This window comes from Streptomyces sp. URMC 123, from assembly GCF_051386515.1.
Classification (GTDB): domain Bacteria; phylum Actinomycetota; class Actinomycetes; order Streptomycetales; family Streptomycetaceae; genus Streptomyces.
In genome coordinates this window covers 1-15284 of the sequence record NZ_JBPQTV010000147.1, presented here as the reverse complement: position 1 = coordinate 15284, position 15284 = coordinate 1, and the positions used below count along the sequence as shown (strand labels likewise).

The 15284-nt window shown below is 71.5% G+C and carries 16 protein-coding genes and 1 pseudogene; 10 read left to right on the top strand and 7 right to left on the bottom strand.

What is annotated here, in order from left to right; translation table 11 throughout:
* The first annotated feature begins 257 nt into the window (after positions 1 to 257).
* A complete protein-coding gene (locus ACSNOD_RS18185) occupies positions 258 to 764 on the top strand; it encodes a GNAT family N-acetyltransferase (RefSeq protein WP_436768012.1) in 507 nt (168 codons plus the stop codon).
* 187 nt (positions 765 to 951) lie between these two features.
* Here the strand turns inward: ACSNOD_RS18185 and ACSNOD_RS18180 are convergent, their stop codons facing one another.
* The 3 genes from ACSNOD_RS18180 to ACSNOD_RS18170 all read right to left on the bottom strand — a co-directional run bounded on the left by ACSNOD_RS18180 (position 952) and on the right by ACSNOD_RS18170 (position 2995).
* The gene (locus ACSNOD_RS18180) at positions 952 to 1386 is read right to left on the bottom strand and encodes a hypothetical protein (protein WP_436768011.1); all 435 of its coding nucleotides are present in this window, start codon (positions 1384 to 1386) and stop codon (positions 952 to 954) included.
* Between the two features lie 442 nt (positions 1387 to 1828).
* On the bottom strand, positions 1829 to 2176 hold the full coding sequence (locus ACSNOD_RS18175) for a hypothetical protein (protein ID WP_436768010.1): 348 nt from the start codon (positions 2174 to 2176) through the stop codon (positions 1829 to 1831).
* A 21-nt stretch (positions 2177 to 2197) separates the two neighbouring features.
* Positions 2198 to 2995, bottom strand: coding sequence for a radical SAM protein (locus tag ACSNOD_RS18170; protein WP_436768009.1), 798 nt, complete (start codon positions 2993 to 2995; stop codon positions 2198 to 2200).
* Between the two features lie 706 nt (positions 2996 to 3701).
* On the opposite strand from ACSNOD_RS18170, the gene ACSNOD_RS18165 reads away from it, so the two are divergent.
* The 3 genes and pseudogenes from ACSNOD_RS18165 (at position 3702) to ACSNOD_RS18155 (ending at position 6084) form a co-directional block, all read left to right on the top strand.
* Complete coding sequence (locus ACSNOD_RS18165; RefSeq protein WP_436768008.1) at positions 3702 to 4913, top strand: helix-turn-helix transcriptional regulator; 1212 nt, start codon at positions 3702 to 3704, stop codon at positions 4911 to 4913.
* Between the two features lie 111 nt (positions 4914 to 5024).
* Positions 5025 to 5387 (top strand): annotated as a pseudogene (locus ACSNOD_RS18160) (VOC family protein); the annotation flags it as partial.
* A 49-nt stretch (positions 5388 to 5436) separates the two neighbouring features.
* Positions 5437 to 6084 (top strand): TetR/AcrR family transcriptional regulator, encoded by a 648-nt coding sequence (locus tag ACSNOD_RS18155; protein WP_436768007.1) that lies wholly within the window; start codon positions 5437 to 5439, stop codon positions 6082 to 6084.
* On the opposite strand, the gene ACSNOD_RS18150 is transcribed toward ACSNOD_RS18155, so the two are convergent.
* Positions 6022 to 7281: a DUF418 domain-containing protein gene (locus tag ACSNOD_RS18150; protein WP_436768006.1), complete on the bottom strand. Its 1260-nt coding sequence runs from the start codon at positions 7279 to 7281 to the stop codon at positions 6022 to 6024. The genes ACSNOD_RS18155 and ACSNOD_RS18150 overlap by 63 nt on opposite strands.
* Positions 7282 to 8161: 880 nt before the next feature.
* Here ACSNOD_RS18150 and ACSNOD_RS18145 point away from each other — a divergent pair.
* The 4 genes from ACSNOD_RS18145 to ACSNOD_RS18130 all read left to right on the top strand — a co-directional run bounded on the left by ACSNOD_RS18145 (position 8162) and on the right by ACSNOD_RS18130 (position 12150).
* Entirely contained in the window at positions 8162 to 8518 is a 357-nt protein-coding gene (locus tag ACSNOD_RS18145) for a hypothetical protein (protein WP_436768005.1), read from the top strand.
* 439 nt (positions 8519 to 8957) lie between these two features.
* On the top strand, positions 8958 to 10247 hold the full coding sequence (locus ACSNOD_RS18140; protein WP_436768004.1) for an MFS transporter: 1290 nt from the start codon (positions 8958 to 8960) through the stop codon (positions 10245 to 10247).
* Between the two features lie 82 nt (positions 10248 to 10329).
* The gene (locus ACSNOD_RS18135; RefSeq protein WP_436768003.1) at positions 10330 to 10746 is read left to right on the top strand and encodes a GlcG/HbpS family heme-binding protein; all 417 of its coding nucleotides are present in this window, start codon (positions 10330 to 10332) and stop codon (positions 10744 to 10746) included.
* A 261-nt stretch (positions 10747 to 11007) separates the two neighbouring features.
* A complete protein-coding gene (locus ACSNOD_RS18130; protein ID WP_436768002.1) occupies positions 11008 to 12150 on the top strand; it encodes a hypothetical protein in 1143 nt (380 codons plus the stop codon).
* A 111-nt stretch (positions 12151 to 12261) separates the two neighbouring features.
* Here ACSNOD_RS18130 and ACSNOD_RS18125 read toward each other — a convergent pair whose 3' ends face one another.
* The 3 genes from ACSNOD_RS18125 to ACSNOD_RS18115 form a co-directional block, all read right to left on the bottom strand.
* Positions 12262 to 12756, bottom strand: coding sequence for a peptidylprolyl isomerase (locus tag ACSNOD_RS18125; protein WP_436768001.1), 495 nt, complete (start codon positions 12754 to 12756; stop codon positions 12262 to 12264).
* A gap of 153 nt (positions 12757 to 12909) precedes the next feature.
* Positions 12910 to 13263 carry a DUF4190 domain-containing protein gene (locus ACSNOD_RS18120; protein ID WP_436768000.1) on the bottom strand — a complete coding sequence of 118 codons (354 nt, stop codon included), beginning with the start codon at positions 13261 to 13263 and terminating at the stop codon, positions 12910 to 12912.
* Positions 13264 to 13388: 125 nt separating this feature from the next.
* The gene (locus tag ACSNOD_RS18115) at positions 13389 to 13544 is read right to left on the bottom strand and encodes a hypothetical protein (protein ID WP_436767999.1); all 156 of its coding nucleotides are present in this window, start codon (positions 13542 to 13544) and stop codon (positions 13389 to 13391) included.
* A 203-nt stretch (positions 13545 to 13747) separates the two neighbouring features.
* Here ACSNOD_RS18115 and ACSNOD_RS18110 point away from each other — a divergent pair, with 203 nt between their 5' ends.
* Positions 13748 to 14047, top strand: a complete 300-nt coding sequence (locus tag ACSNOD_RS18110; RefSeq protein WP_436767998.1) for a hypothetical protein — start codon at positions 13748 to 13750, stop codon at positions 14045 to 14047.
* A gap of 214 nt (positions 14048 to 14261) precedes the next feature.
* Positions 14262 to 15236 carry an aldo/keto reductase gene (locus ACSNOD_RS18105; RefSeq protein ID WP_436768013.1) on the top strand — a complete coding sequence of 325 codons (975 nt, stop codon included), beginning with the start codon at positions 14262 to 14264 and terminating at the stop codon, positions 15234 to 15236.
* The last annotated feature ends 48 nt before the right edge of the window (positions 15237 to 15284 follow it).

The following is a 15284-nucleotide window of genomic DNA, read 5'->3' as shown; positions in this document are numbered from 1 at the left end:
CGGGGTCCGCGTGCAGCTCGTGAACGCGAGGGACGTCAACGAGCTCGGGGAACCGCAGGCACAGCCGATCGGTGTGCAGATGCGCGGCCGTGCCCAGCGCGTCCCGTAACCCCATGCGATGGCTCCCTCCGCGGGGCGGGCCGTGTGCCGGAACGGCAGCGTAATGAAGGGAGTGGATCAGGGGGAACGCTACGGAGGGGAGTGTCCACTCATACTCGAGCTGTCGTTCGTGATGATCCGTGGGGCAAGGTGGAGGCATGCCCACGTACGAGACGATGTCGTTCCACCTTGAGACCGAGCGGCTGATGCTGCGGCCGTGGGCCGAGTCGGACGCCCCTGAGTTCTGCGCCCTCCTTTCCGAACGGGGCCAGGGCACCCCCACGGTCGAGCACATCCGGACGTCCATCACGGAGCTGCTCGCCGCGACGGCGACCACGGGGATCGCCCTGTTGCCCATCCAGCGTCGCCACGAAGGCGACTTCATCGGCTACTGCGGGCTGATCACCGGCCGCTCCACCCTGGAGGAGCCTGAAATCGCGTATGAGCTGTTTTTCCAGCGCGCGCATGGGCGTGGCTACGCCACCGAGGCGGCCAGCGCGGTGCTCGACGCAGCTGTCGCGACCGGACGGAAACGGCTCTGGTCGACCGTCGGCGCGTGGAACACACCATCGCTCCGCGTCCTGGAGAAGCTCGGGTTCGAGCGGGATCACGTATCCACGGAGGACAACGGTGAAGTCGTCTGGCTCACATGTTCGTTGCCGTGACGCGAGAGCACGCACCCGGTGCTTCCGGCCCGTGTGATCGAGTGCGCTCCGGCGGAGCGCCGGGCAAGCTGAGATCGGCGTAGCCAGTCGGACCAAGCGGTTCGCCCTGCCAGGTGCGGGCGTAGCGGTCCAGCACCGGGTGGCCTTGAGGCGGAGTTGATCGCGCGCGTCCCCTTTCCGTTGCTGGTCAGCCGCAGAACGACGACCGTACGGCGGTCACGATCTGCCCGGCTTGCTCGTCCGTCAGGCTCGGTACCGCGCCGCCCTCGAACCGAGCCTTGGCGTTGCTCTGAACGGTGGCGGCATCCTTCCCGCCCTTCATGTCCTGGCACACGTTCCGGGACCGGTCCACGGCTCGCTTCTGCTTCTCGACCAGCCCCGGCTCGATGGTCCGTAACGCCCGGATGAGCGCTTCCGTCTGTGTGGTGTCCGGCGACGGTATCCCCGTCGGCCCGGGTGCTTCCTTCGCCGGCTGCGGCTTGCCCGCGGGCTCGGTGGGTGGCGTAGCGGACGGCTTAGGGCTCTTGGCTTCCGCCGTGTCGGAGTCGTCCTCGAACAGCGAGAGCACCCCGCCGAACGCGAGGACTGCAACCCCCGTGATGATCCAAACCTTCCGCTTCACGCGGCCCCTCCCCTGGTTGTTTCACAACTTCACCATGCCTACCACGGGCCCCTGCACGGCGCCCATGGAGTTGATGGACGAAAACCCCGCACGGTCGGCGGCCGTACGGGGCGATTCGTCGTTCGTGTGCTGGGCTAGGAGTCGCGTAGCTCGTCGTCGGAGGTCGGTCCCACGTCGAGTTCCAAGGCGGGGAAGTACGGACCAGGTCAGCCGATCCCGTCCGAGGCGGAGCTATGCAAGCGGCACCAGGTGGCCCGGGAGACCGCGCGTTGAGCAGTGCGTGTGCTGCGGGAACGCGGTGTCGTCTACCCAGAGTGGGGCCGCGGCACGTTTGTGCTGCAACCAGAGGAGAGCGAGCACGGGAACCAGGACGACGACGCGCGGCCCCGCCCGCCCAAAGCGATAGCCGCGTGGGCGGACGGGGCCGGCTGAAGAGGACGGATCACCCGTTGGCGGGTGCTGTGGACTGCGTTGCGCGCAGTTCCGCTAGGTGGCGCTGGTACAGCGGGCCGGCAGCGAAAGCGGCATTGGCCGGAGTTGGTGCGGCTTCCTCAATCAGGCGTTGCGCTGCTGCTTTGACGGCGGCACCCCAGACGAGCACGTGTTGTTGTGCCGTCCGTCCGCACTCCTGCGGCTCTCCGGGGAGGCACAGCGGCAGTGGCGGGCCGATCTTGTTTGCCGCATGCCGCAGGTGCCCAGCGATCAGGGCCCATTCGTCTTCCGATCGCTGCACCGGCTGTCCGGCGTAGTCGCCGTCCAACCAAGTCTGGAAGTCGTCGCCGTGGTCCACTGGTCCTCCTTGCTCAGCGACTCATGCGGGTGCGCCGATCGTAGCCGCCGCCGGCTCATCGCCAGCTTCCTTCGGGTCACAGTGACCCACCGAGGGGACGCACGGTCCGCACGGTCCACAACTCGGGAGGAACTGCGGCGGGGTGCATGCTTCGGCCGGTTTGAGCCCGTGTGCCGCCGCGATCTCGGCGCGAGCCTCTACCGTCCGCGCACTGTTCCAGACCACAGCGAGCGGGGCCGTGCGGACGTTGCCCAAGGTGATGAAGCGCCCCAGCACGCACGGCCACACGTCACCCGCGGGACCGACGGCCACCTGTCCGAGAGCGCAGTGTCCGCACAGGTCGTTGACGGTCGGCGCGGCGCCCTGACTGGCCCGTCCGAACTTGCGTGTGCGGTCTCCGCCGACGCGCCCTACTCCGATGGTCTGCAGATCGGAGACCGCCTCGTTGACGCGCTGCGCCGAACGTACGGCGACGACACCTCCGCGGATGGGGATACCGAGCTGTACGGCCTTGCTGATGTTCGCTCGGGTCTTCCGGTGGGAGCCCCGGAGGTTGGTCACCTTGTCGTGCTCCTCGGCGCTGTCGGAGTAGTACGACGTGGCGAGCTTGACGCCGTACGCTGTGAACGTCTCCCACAGCGGTTCCCGAATGACGGTCATGTTGGAGAAGACTTCGATGCCGAGCTTGGCCGCGTGGGCGTGGGCGATCAACTCGGGTAGGTGCGGGTAGAGGGCTGGTTCTCCGCCGATGAACTGCACATCACGTCCGCCCATGGCCGCGAACTGGTCGATGGTGCGTTTCCAGTCCGCAACCGTCATGGTGCCGTGTGTCCCCTTGGGGCCCGAGTCGGCGTAACAGTGATCACAGGATTCATTGTAGAACCCCGTCACCTCCAGCCATACGAAGCGAAGTTCCCCGGGGTTCGTACATGTGCGTAACCTGGAATCGCCCATGAGTGATCCTCTCCTGTGTCTGGGGGTTGCTGGGGTGTCCGGCCGGCGGGGAAGTGCCCGCTTCCCCGCCGGTGCTCGTGCCTAAAGCGGCGCTCGAACGCTCTCCCGCCCTGCTGACGCGCACACCCACGCCCTCAACCAGTGGGCCCGCCCCGGCAGAACTCAGAGAGTCCCTGCCCGCGCTCTACCGGGACGGGGCTTAGAAGGGGCCGTTGGTGGCGGCCCCGATGATGAAGCCGCATGAGCCGCTGGGATCAGGTAAAGGGCCGCGTCCTCGTGAAGGTCGTCAAGGGCCCACGCCACGTTGGCGTAGTGGAGGGGTTCACGATGTCCTATCCGCAGATCGCAAGTGGCCCTTAGCCTTAAGGACACCCAAGGGAGCCCGCTCGCGGCCTTGGAACCGGGCGGGGCGTACGTCGTGCACTCCGGCCGGCCGTCGCGCGTTCGTGTCCGCCGTTATCTGGCTTGCCATGGTCGCCGTCCTCTCCGTCTCGGTGCGGGCTATCGTCCCGCCGTACTCCTGTCGGAACCAGCGGCCCGCTGTCGGCCAACTGTCGGCCACACTGGAGGCATGGGAACCAGTACTGGGGCCAACATCCGGCGCGAGAGAGAACGGCTGGGCTGGAGTCAGGCGGGCTTAGCGCGGGAGGTCTGCCGGGCCGCGGGAGTGACGGGCGAACCGGTAACCCGACAGGAAGTCAGTCGATATGAGACCGGGAAGCGAGAGCCGATCCAATGGCTTCCCTTCCTCGCTGCTGCCCTCGGCGTGCCCACGGAAGTGCTCACAGCACCACAGGCGCCCGCTGAACCGCCGCTCCCGACGCTGGCCGACTTCTTGCCCGCCGAGGACCCGCTAGAGCCTTTGAGCGTCCGCACGGGGGGCCGTGTCGGCATGGGGCAGGTGGCCGACATGAGACAGCGGGTGCACGGTCTGCGGCTCGCTGACGACGTTCTGGCCGGAGGCGATCTCATGCGGCCCGCACTGCGGGAGCTTCGAAAAGCGGTTCGAGTCTACAGAGAACACGATTACACCGATCAGATTGGGCGACAGATCCTCTGCCAAATCGGTGAGTTGGCGCAGATCACGGGATGGATCGCGTCGGACGCCGGCCAGCACGCCGAGGCGGAGCGCATTTATCGGCTCGGCCTCAGTGCAGCGATGCAGGCCGAGGACCGGACGTTAGCCGGTCACCTTGCTGGATCGCTTGCTTACCAATTCAGCAATAACGGGCGGGAGGTCGAGGGCCTTACGCTTGCCCGCGCGGCTTTCGAGGGGGCCGGGCCGGACGCTCCGCCAAAGGCTCGCGCGCTGTTCCTCGATCGAGTGGCATGGGCGCACACGAAAGCGGGCGGCGCCGAGAATGCACAGCACGCTATGCGTGCTCTCGGGGAAGCAAAGGAAGTGCTAGCCCAGGACAGCGAGGGGACCGAGTCCCCCGACCACCTGTATTGGGTGAGCGCCGAGGAACTGAAAATTATGGATTCCCGCGTCCATACCGAATTGCGGCGGCCCCTCCGCGCCGTTCCCCTGCTGCGCGATGTGCTCGGGAAATACGACGCGACGCACACGCGCGAACTAGCGCTGTATCTCTCACGGTTGGCCGTGGCTTACGCCGACGCAAATGAACCCGAGGAAGCGGCGGCCACGGCGGAGCGGGTTATCTCGCTGTCGGCCGACGTGGCCAGCGAGCGGACAGCGGAACGGGTGCGGGTGGTCCTGGCCCGGCTCGCTCAGTACTCCGATGTTCCCGAAGTGCGCGCCGTTCTCGACGCTACGGACTGAGGGTGCCGTCTTCCAGCATTTTCGAAAGCGTCCACCAGGAACGCAAAAGACCCCCGATGGCCAACCCGCAGCGGGGCCGATCATCGGGGTCCCAATCAGCGGTGCGTGCCGGAGCGGGACACCGGGCCGATCGCCGCGGTGGTGGTCGACTGCGCCGATCCGCGGGTCATGGCCCGGTTCCGGGGTGAGGCGACGGACTGGGCCTTGCACGAGGTGACCGACGATTGTGCCGTGTTGCGTGCCGCCCAGGGGGTGGGCCCGTATCTCGAGTTCCTCCGCACGCCCGACGTGAAGACCGTGCCGGACCGCGTCCATCTCGACCTGCTGCCGTACCCCGGTGACGACACAGCCGCGGAGGTGGCCCGGCTGCGAGCCCTCGGTGCCACCGACCGCGACCTCGGCCAGGGCGACGTTCCATGGACGTGCCTGAGCGACCCGGAGGGTCACGAGTTCCGCGTCCCTGCTCCCATCTGACGCGGAGCCTTGACGACACCGCACCTGGGCACTTGTGTGCTCATGCGCCATGCCCGAAGCGGCTGAAAGAATAAGCGACACTGCTTTCATGACTCGACATGCCGATGCCGACACACGTCGCGCACAGATCGCCGACGCATTGATGAGCACCGTGGCCGAGCGTGGGCTCGCCCGCACCGCCTTGGCCGACGTCGCCGCGACGGCCGGGGTGTCCGTGGGGCTGGTGCAGCGGTACTTCCGCACCAAGGGCGACCTGCTCGGGTTCGGCGTGGAGTGGATCTACGACCGGGCCCGTGAGCGGGTGCGGGAGGTCGAGATCACCCTGCCGGTGCGTGCGGTCGTCGTCCGCATGATGGAGACCTTCCTTCCGCTGGACGACGAACGGGAGATGGAGCTGAAGGTCTGGCTGAACTTCCTCCAGGCCTCGCTGACCGACCCGGGGATGGCCGCCACGCACCAGGCCGCCGCTCGCGATCTGCGCGACGGCCTGGTGGAGGCGCTCAGCGGCGCGCAGCGTGCGGGTGAGCTCGCCGACGACATCGACGTCGCGGCGGAGGCCACGGCGCTGATCGCCTTTGTCGACGGGCTGAGCCTTCACCACGCCGTGACCGGTGAGGGGTACGCGGCGGACGACCTACGAGCCGCGCTCGTCCGGTACGTCGACCGGCTGTTCGACGGCGGGGCAGCCGCGCGCTGACGGTCGGGGCGCCTTCCGGGAAGTGGGATCTTTACGGGTCGGGCCGTAGGTGAGCCTGCGGAGCGCGGCCTCGGCGGGGCCGCGCCGGTTCCCACGGCGCAGGGCGTCGGCCGTCACGACGGAGCACGCCCAGACGACGACACCCACCAGGACGGTCCCCGCGACGCCGAGGTGCCGGCCGAGATTCAGCGTGCAGGGCGCGAACAGGCCGAGCCAGGCGACCGACTGCATCAGATAGCAGGTCATCGAACGTTCACCGCACGCGCTGAGCGCGGTCACGAGCGGCCCGCGCCGCTCGCCGACACGTACCGCCAGGAGCCCGATCAGGGCCGCGTACCCCAGGCCGCCCCCGACTCCGCCGGCCATGTGCAGTGCGGCTGCCGGCGTGAGCGCGGCCTGTGGCGGATCGGTCCAGACCAGCGAGGTGACCAGCGCGAGGGGGAGCCCGCCGAGGACGGCGGTGCCGATGCCGATCGCGGCCGTGTTCCGCAGGAACCGCGGATGGTGGCCGGGCTCCTCCAGGACGCGACGGCGGGCGGCCCACACGCCGAGCATGAACGGTCCGACCGAGATGAGGACCAGCATCAGCGTCGATCCCGGCCAGCCGGCCGCCCGGTCCAGCGCGTCCCGCAGGGGGCTCTCCGTCGTGCTGACCACGGTGCTGGCCCCGCCGTTCGCCTCGGCGCTCGCCGCGACCAGGGAGAACAGGGTCGTGCTGACGAGGCACAGCGCGCCGGCGGCCACGAGCAGCGACCTGTCCTTGAACCGGAGCATCCCGACGAACAGCAGCGCGATGAGCCCGTAGGCGGCCAGTATGTCGCCGGGGTACAGCAGAACGGCATGGCAGCCACCGAAGACGACCAGCCAGCGGCCGCGCCGCCGCAGCAGACGTCGGGTGTCGCGCCAGGTGCTGTCGGCGGTTTGCTGCCGGCGGTGGATCTGTGCCATTCCGTACCCGAACAGGGCGGCGAACATGGGGTATCCGCGTGTGTCACCCAGGAGGGTGACGACGCCCGCGACGACCCGGTCCAGCAGCCCACCCTCGGCGGGATAGCCGAGCGGTAAGTAGTCGTCCGCCTGGACGTACATGTGCGCGTGCACGACGGCGATCACGAGCAGTGTTGTGCCGCGGGCGAGGTCGGGGGCGAGTGAGCGGCCCCTGCGGGGCGTGCGCGCGGTGTCAGTGAAGGGTGCCATCAAAAAATAGTAGCAACTTATTTCATCGCCGACGGCCTCCGTGCGGCGGGCGGCTTCCGGGGCTGCCGCCCGGCCGGTCGCGGGGCGATGGTCAGCCGCCGTACAGGAGTCGGCACTCCCTCAGCAGCGCGAGCGGCAGATGCCGCTGGCCGGCCGCGCACAACTGGTCGACGCTCGTGGGCACTCCGGGCGGCGGCGCCTGGTTCTCCGCCGGCGGCTGCTCGGAACGGCGCGCGGGTGGCTTCGGTCGCCGCGAGGACGGCGCGGCGGTACGGCGTCGGGGTGCGGCCGGCTGCGCCGCGGTGCCGCCTCCGCGCCGGGCGGACGGTGCTCGGCCGCGCCCGGCGCCCGCTTCGCGAGGCCCGGCCGTGGCGTTCTGCGTCGGCCGCCCCCGGGCGCCGGCCCGTTCCCCGTCCCGTTCCCCGCCCCCGCGTTTTTCGTCGCGGTCACGCTCCCCGGGGCTCCCGGTGGCTGTTTCGGCCCGGCCCCCGGCGATCAGTTCCAGGGCCTCCCGGGCCGGGCCCTGGGAGGGCCGGGTCTCCGGGCGGAGGTCCGGGCGGACGGTGCTCGCCGCGGTGGGGGAGGACCGCTCGCGGGCGGGCGCGGCGGCGGGCGCGTCGACACATCCACCGGTGCTCAACAGGGCCGGGACCAGCAGGGGGAGAAGTAGGCGGCGCATACCGCACACCGTCGCGCACACCGGCCCCGGGCGCGGCACGAGCGCGGTGGGCACCACCTGGACGAGGGAGCCGCCCGGCCCGAAATGTGCCCGCGGGTCGGGCCGCGCCGCCCCCGCGCTCGGGGGGCGTACGGAAGCCGTGCTTCGAGGCGCGCCGTCGGACGGGTGTCCATCGGGGCCGGGGCGGATACACGCAGAGGTATGAGCACTCAGCAGACAGTTCGAGGCGAGGAGCGGCGCGTCGGGACCCGCTCGCGGTCGGAGGTCGAGCGGGCGCGGCACGCGCTGGAGGTGAGGTCGGCGGCGCCGGACCGCCAGACCCAGGTCTCGCGGGGCGCGCTCACCGGGTATCTGTGGGCGCTCGGCCGCGCGGAGGCGGCACCGGTGACCGGCGCCGCCGTGGCCGGGACGCCGGACCTGCGCACGCTGACCGCGGAGGTGGACGCGGCGGCCGTACAGCTGGAGGACCAGACGCAGCGCACGGTGCCCCGCGACTACACCCGGGGGGTGCACGACGCCCTGGCGTGGATCTGCGGGCACCGCGACGACCGCCCCTGAGGAGGCCGCCCCCGGCGGCGTGCCCCTGCGGGAAAGGCCGGGAGCGCCGGAAGGGCCGGAAGGGCCGAGAGCGTCGGAAGGGTCAGGAGCCCCGGAAGGACCGGGCGGCCCGGAAGCGCCGGGGCGCCCGACGAAGGGCCGGCGGCCCGAAGCACCGCCGGCGCCGGCGAAGGGCCGGGCCGCCTGAAAAGGCCGGGGCGCAGGCGAAGGGCCCTGCCAGGAGGGGCGCGCGCCGCCGAGGACCGGCACACCGCCGGGAGTCAAGAGTCGGGAGCCGGAAGCCCCCTGCCCCGGGGAGCCCGCTGCCAGGAGGGCCATCGCCCGGGGACACCGAGACACCACCCCACAGGCATAGCCAGCGCTTGCACTTAACGCGCGTCTGCAAGTATTGTCGACGCCGGTAAGTCGCATTCGCAATCTCCTGCAAGGTGAACCCCCCATGCCTCTGGCACTCCTGGCTCTGGCCGTCGGAGCCTTCGGGATCGGTACGACGGAGTTCGTGATCATGGGCCTGCTGCCCGAGGTCGCCGCCGACTACGGCGTCTCCATCCCCACCGCCGGCCTCCTGGTCACCGGTTACGCGCTCGGCGTCGTGCTCGGTGCGCCGCTGATGACGATCCTGGGCACCCGGATCTCCCGCAAACGCATGCTCGTCCTGCTGATGGGCCTCTTCGTGGTGGGCAACGCGCTCTCCGCCGCCGCCCCGACCTTCGGCGCGATGCTCACCGGCCGCGTGGTCGCCTCCCTCGCGCACGGCGCCTTCTTCGGCATCGGCTCCGTCGTCGCCGCCGACCTCGTCGCCCCGGAGCGGAAGGCCGGTGCCATCGCGATGATGTTCACCGGCCTGACGGTCGCGAACGTCGTGGGCGTGCCGCTGGGCACCCTCGTCGGCCAGCACCTCGGCTGGCGCGTCACCTTCGGCATCGTCGCCGCGCTCGGTGTGCTGGGCGCGCTCGGCGTCGCCCGGCTCGTCCCCGAACAGCCCCGGCCCGAGGGCGTCCGCGTACGCCACGAGCTGGCCGCCTTCCGCAATGTCCAGGTGCTGCTGGCCATGGCGATGACCGTCCTCGGCTTCGGCGGGGTCTTCGCCGCCATCACCTACATCACGCCGATGATGACCGACGTCGCCGGCTACGCCGACACCTCCGTCACCTGGCTGCTGGTCCTCTTCGGCCTCGGCATGGTGGGTGGCAACCTGGTCGGCGGGCGCTTCGCCGACCGCGCGCTGATGCCCATGCTGTACGTGTCCCTGGCCGCTCTCGCCCTGGTCCTGGCCCTGTTCACGCTCACCGCGCACCACAAGGCCGCCGCGGCGGTCACCGTCACCCTGATCGGCGCCCTGGGCTTCGCCACCGTCCCGCCCCTGCAGAAGCGGGTGCTGGACCAGGCCGCCGCCGCCCCGACCCTGGCGTCCGCCGTGAACATCGGCGCGTTCAACCTCGGCAACGCCCTCGCCGCCTGGCTCGGCGGCCTCGTCATCGCCCGCGGCCTCGGCTACACCGCGCCCAACTGGGTGGGGGCGGCACTGGCCGGCTCCGCGCTGGCCCTCGCGCTGCTCTCCGGCGCGCTGGAGCGGCGAGACGCCCGTGCGGGCGAACACGGTCGACACGCTCGCGTCGTCGCGGCCGGTACCCCGGGCGAGGCCATCGGCCACGCCACGGAGGGCGACGCGGAGCCGGCCGGGGAGCCCGTCCCGGCGCCGGTCGCGGCCGCCCCGACCGGTCACTGAGCCGCAGCCGACGCACCGCGCTCCCACGGCCCCCACCCCCAACAACACCCTTTCCCGTTTCACCGCAGCAAGGAGCACCACCGTGAACACCGCCGTCACCCCGCTGACCACCCAGGACGCCGAGGCCCTCGTCGCCGCCGCGCGTGCCGCCGCGGAAGCGGCCGGCGTACGGGTCAGCGTCACGGTCCTCGACGCCGGCGGCCACCTGCTGGCCTTCCGCCGCGACGACCGGGCCGTGCTGATCTCCGGCGAGACCAGCACCCGCAAGGCGTACACGGCGCTTCAGCTCGACGCCCCCACCGCGGACCTCGTGGACGCGGTGCGGCCGGACGGGCCGTTCCACTCCCTGCCCACCGCCCTGGACCGCCCGCTGCTGTTCATCGCCGGCGGGGTGCCGGTGCGCCGCGACGGCCGGCTGATCGGCGCGATCGGCGTCGGCGGGGGCGCCCCCGCGCAGGACCACGCCTTCGCCACCGAGGCCCTGGCGGCGCTGGCCTGACCCCGCCTCGGGCGCGCCCGCCCGGCGTCCGGCGCCCGACGCCCGTCATTCCGTGCCCTCGCCCGCGCCGCACTCATGCGGCGCGGGCACCCCTCCGATGAGGGAAGGGTGAGAACACCGGCGTTGAGGACATCAGGGATCGCGGCCGTGATCGCCGCGCTCGCCGTGCTCGTACCGGCCGCACCAGGCGTATCGGCGGTACAAGGTGTACGGGCGACACAAGGCGTACGGGCGGCGGCACAAGCCGTACCGGCCGGGGCGGTGGCACCGATCACGTACGACCGGTGCGAGGGCCGGCCCGCCCCCGAGGTGCGCGAGGTGAGGCCCCAGGCCTCGCCCGAGGACACCTTCGTCGACTACGCCCGCCGGACCCCCGACGGATGGACCGGGGGCGACTCCACCTACTCGCTCCCGCTGCCCGACGGGCGACTGCTGTGGATCTTCTCGGACACCTTCCTGGGGCCGCTCAACCGGGACGGCACCCGGCCGACCACCGCGAAGCTGGTGAACAACTCCTTCGTGCTCCAGGACGGGGACCGGCTCACCACGATCACCGGCGGCACCCGGGAGAACCCGGAGGCGATCATGCCGCCGTCGGCGGAGGACCACTGGTACTGGGCCGGCGACGGGACGATCGCCACCATCGGCGGCACCCCGCATCTCCAAGTCGTCTTCGTCGAGTACCGCAGATTCGGCCCCGGGGCGTGGGACTACCGCTTCCACCGCACCGTGGTCGCCACCTTCGACCTGGACCGCCTCGACGAGCCCCTGCGCGTCGACGACCTGCCGTCCTCGACGGGGGTGGCCTGGGGCTCGGCCCTGCTCCCGCCCCACCGCAGCGGTGACGGCCACACCTACGTCTACGGGGTCTCGGACGCGGCGACGCACAAGACGATGCGGATCGCCCGGGTGGAGGGGAGCGATCTGACGCGGGTCGAGCGGTGGCAGTACGCCAACTCCGCGCGCCGGGCCTGGATGCGAGCGGAGCACGAAGCGACCGACGTGCTGGCGGGCGTGGCGAACGAGTACAGCGTCACCCCGTGGAACGGCGGGTTCGTGCTCATCAGCCAGGACAGCACGGAGCCGTTCAGCACCACGATCCGCCTCTGGTACGGCGGTTGCGCGCCGTACGGGCCGTTCCGCGCGGCCGAGGGCGAGGACGAGGTCCACCGCATGCCCGAACCGGGCGCCTCGGGCACGTACGGCGACCCCGACGTCATCGGCTACAACGCCCATGTCCACCCCGGCCTGCGCCGAGGAGACCGCTGGACGCTGTCCTACAACGTCAACAGCCTGGACGACCGGACCACCCCCGACGGCGCCCACTACCGCGACCCGGGCATCTACCGCCCCCGCTTCGTCTCCTTCCGCCTCGTCCCGTCGGCACCCGCGCGCCGCCCATGAACCGCGCGGGCGGCCCGGCGGAGCCGAGCCCGGCCGAGCCGCGCGGGGCCCCACGGGCCGGGCCCCGCGCGGCTCGGACCCCACGGGCCGTGCCACGCGCACCGAGGCTCGTCAGCCGACGATCTCCGCGCGCTCGATCACCACGTCCTCGACCGGCACGTTCTGGTGCCGGTTCCGGGTGCCGGTGCGGACGCCCGCGATGCGGTCGACGACGTCCTGGCCCTCGACGACCTCGGCGAACACCGCGTAGCCCCAGCCCTGGGGGCTCTCGGACCGGAAGTCGAGAAAGTCGTTGTCAACGACGTTGATGAAAAATTGGCTCGTCGCCGAGTGGGGATCGTTGGTGCGGGCCATCGCGACCGCGTACCGCCGGTTCTTGAGGCCGTTGTTCGCCTCGTTCCTGATGGGCGCGCGGGTCGGCTTCTGGGTGAAGTCGGGGGTGAACCCGCCGCCCTGGATCATGAAGGCCGGGATGACACGGTGGAAGACCGTGCCGTCGTAGTGGCCGTCGCGGACGTACTGCACGAAGTTGTCCACGGTGTTCGGCGCCTCGTCGGGCTTGAGAGCGAGCACGATGTCACCGACGTTGGTCGTCAGACGGATCATCAGGAAGAACCCTCCGGTATCGAAAAGGGATCATGATACAGACCGGCGGGTCCGGGTGTCCGAAGCCGCGCCTACGAGGCCGGCGGTGCTGGGGGAGTGCGTACGAGGCCGGCCGTACGAGGCCGTGCGTGCCGGGCGGCGCGTACGCGGCGGTCAGAGGGCGGTGACGTGCCAGATCGCCGTGCCCTGGACGGCCGTGAGGACCGCGAGGACGATCAGGTCGGCCGCGCCCAGGACCAGTCCCAGGGTCGCCCGGAAGCGGCGGCGCGTGTCGCGGAGAAGGGCCAGGGACCCCAGGACCAGGGCGAGCGGGCCGAGGACGAGATTGAAGACGAGCAGCCCGGCGAGGCCCAGGACGAAGGACGCGACGGCCATGGAGTCGGCCCGCCGGAGGCGTGCCGACTCCAGTCGGCTCCGGGCGTCGGTGCCGATGCCGGTGTCGGCCGGTGCGCGGCCGCCGGCGCCGGGCGGGGGCGTACGGGTGGTGGTGGAACCGAAGGGGTGCATGACTCTCCTCCCGGTGGCCCCGCGGGGCCGCTTCGGGATCGGTGGTCAGGGGTTTCGGCGTACGGCGGCGACTGTCGTCGGCGCGCTGTTCGTTCCCGTGGCGCGTCAGTGGTGCTCGCGGCGCGTCAGTGGTGCCTGCGGCGCCGGCGCTCGCGCACGGCGAAGAGCAGCAGCCAGCCGCAGACGAGCGCCGCCGCGACCAGGCTCACGGGCACGGGAAGATGCGCGACCGTGCCCGACAGCAGGCCGAGCAGCAGGAGAGCCGCGACGAGGAAAACCATGTCCGTCCTTCCTCTCCATCAGTCGTGGGCTGTGGGTCGTGGGCTGTGGGTCATCCACCGTGAGGTGCCGTCTGCCCGGCCGGAGCCGATGGAAACGGTTCCGCGCCCGTCACTCCCGTCACCCCGGCCCCGTAAGCCCGCGCCCATGGCCGCTGTCGTAGGGTCGGCTGCGGCAGACATTCCCGACAGCGGAGGTGGAACCAATGGCCGGCATCCCGGCAGGTGTGGTGGCGGCGGGCGGTCTCGTCGGCGGCTACGCGGTCGCCCGATGGACCAAGAAGCGGCCGCTGGGCGGGGCCGCGCTCGCCGCGGCGGGGGCGGTCGCCGCCCGCGACTGGCGGCGGAAGGCCGGGTCCGGCGCGGCCGCCGGCCTGAGCGCGGCCTATGTGGCGGCCTTCGCCGGCTCCCACCCCCTGGCGAAGAAGGTCGGCGCCTGGCCCGCGGTGTTCGCCGTGGCCGGCGGCGTCGCCCTCGCGTCCTGGGCGGTCGCCGACCGCCGCTGAACGGGAGCGGGGCTTTGGGGGGCGCGCCCCGTGCGCCCGGTACGCCGGACGTGCTGAGCACGTCGGATGCGTGGGACGCGCCCGGTACGCCGGACGCGCCGGGCGGGCGGATCGCGCCCCAGCGAGCCGATTCCCCAGCGGGCTGATTCCAACGGGCTGATCCCCGACGGGCCGATGCGGAATAGCCACCGCCGCTTCCGTGTTGGCACCCGATATGTCGAACACCCACGGACGCACCCCCGAAACCCCCACCCGTACGCGCCGCATCGGCACCCTCGCCGTTCATCCGCTCTCCCTCGGCGGCAATGTCTTCGGCTGGACGGCGGACAAGGACGAGTCCTTCGCCATCCTCGACGCGTACGCCGCGGCCGGCGGCAACTTCATCGACACGGCGGACGTCTACTCCGCGTGGGTGCCGGGCAACTCCGGCGGCGAGTCCGAGACCGTCATCGGCGAGTGGCTCGCCTCCCGCGGCAACCGCTCCGACATGGTCGTCGCCACCAAGGTCGGTGCCGGCCACCCCGAGCCCCGGGGCCTGGCCCCCGAGGCCGTCAAGACCGGCGTCGACGACTCCCTGCGCCGGCTGCGCACGGATCACATCGACCTCTACTACACCCACTACGACGACCCCTCCGTGCCCATCGAGGAGATCATCGGCACCCTCGACGAGCTGGTGCGCGCGGGCAAGGTGCGCGAGATCGCCGCCTCCAACATCTCCCCGGAGCGCCTGGAGGCCGCCCTCGCCTTCTCCGAGCGCGAGAACCTCGCCCGGTACGTGGCCCTCCAGCCGCACTACAACCTGGTCTCCCGGGACACCTACGAGGGCGCGCTCGCCGATGTCGCCGCCCGTCACGGGCTCGCCGCCGTGCCCTACTACGGCCTGGCGTCCGGCTTCCTGACCGGCAAGTACCGGCCGGGCGTCCCGGTGGACAGCGCCCGCGCCCAGAAGGCCGCCGCGTACGCGGAGAGCGAGCGCGGCCGGCGCGTCCTGGCCGCCCTGGACGAAATCGCCGCGGCGCGCGGCGCCGAGATCGCCACCGTGGCGCTCGCCTGGCTGGCCGCACAGCCGACGGTCGTCGCGCCGATCGCCAGCGCCCGTACGGTCGAGCAGCTCCCCGCCCTGCTCGCGATCGCGGACCTCACGCTCACGGACGAGGAGACGGCGGCCCTGACGGCGGCCTCCGCCTGACGCCCCGACCGCCCGGACCGGACCGGACCGGTGCGGTCCGGTCCGGCG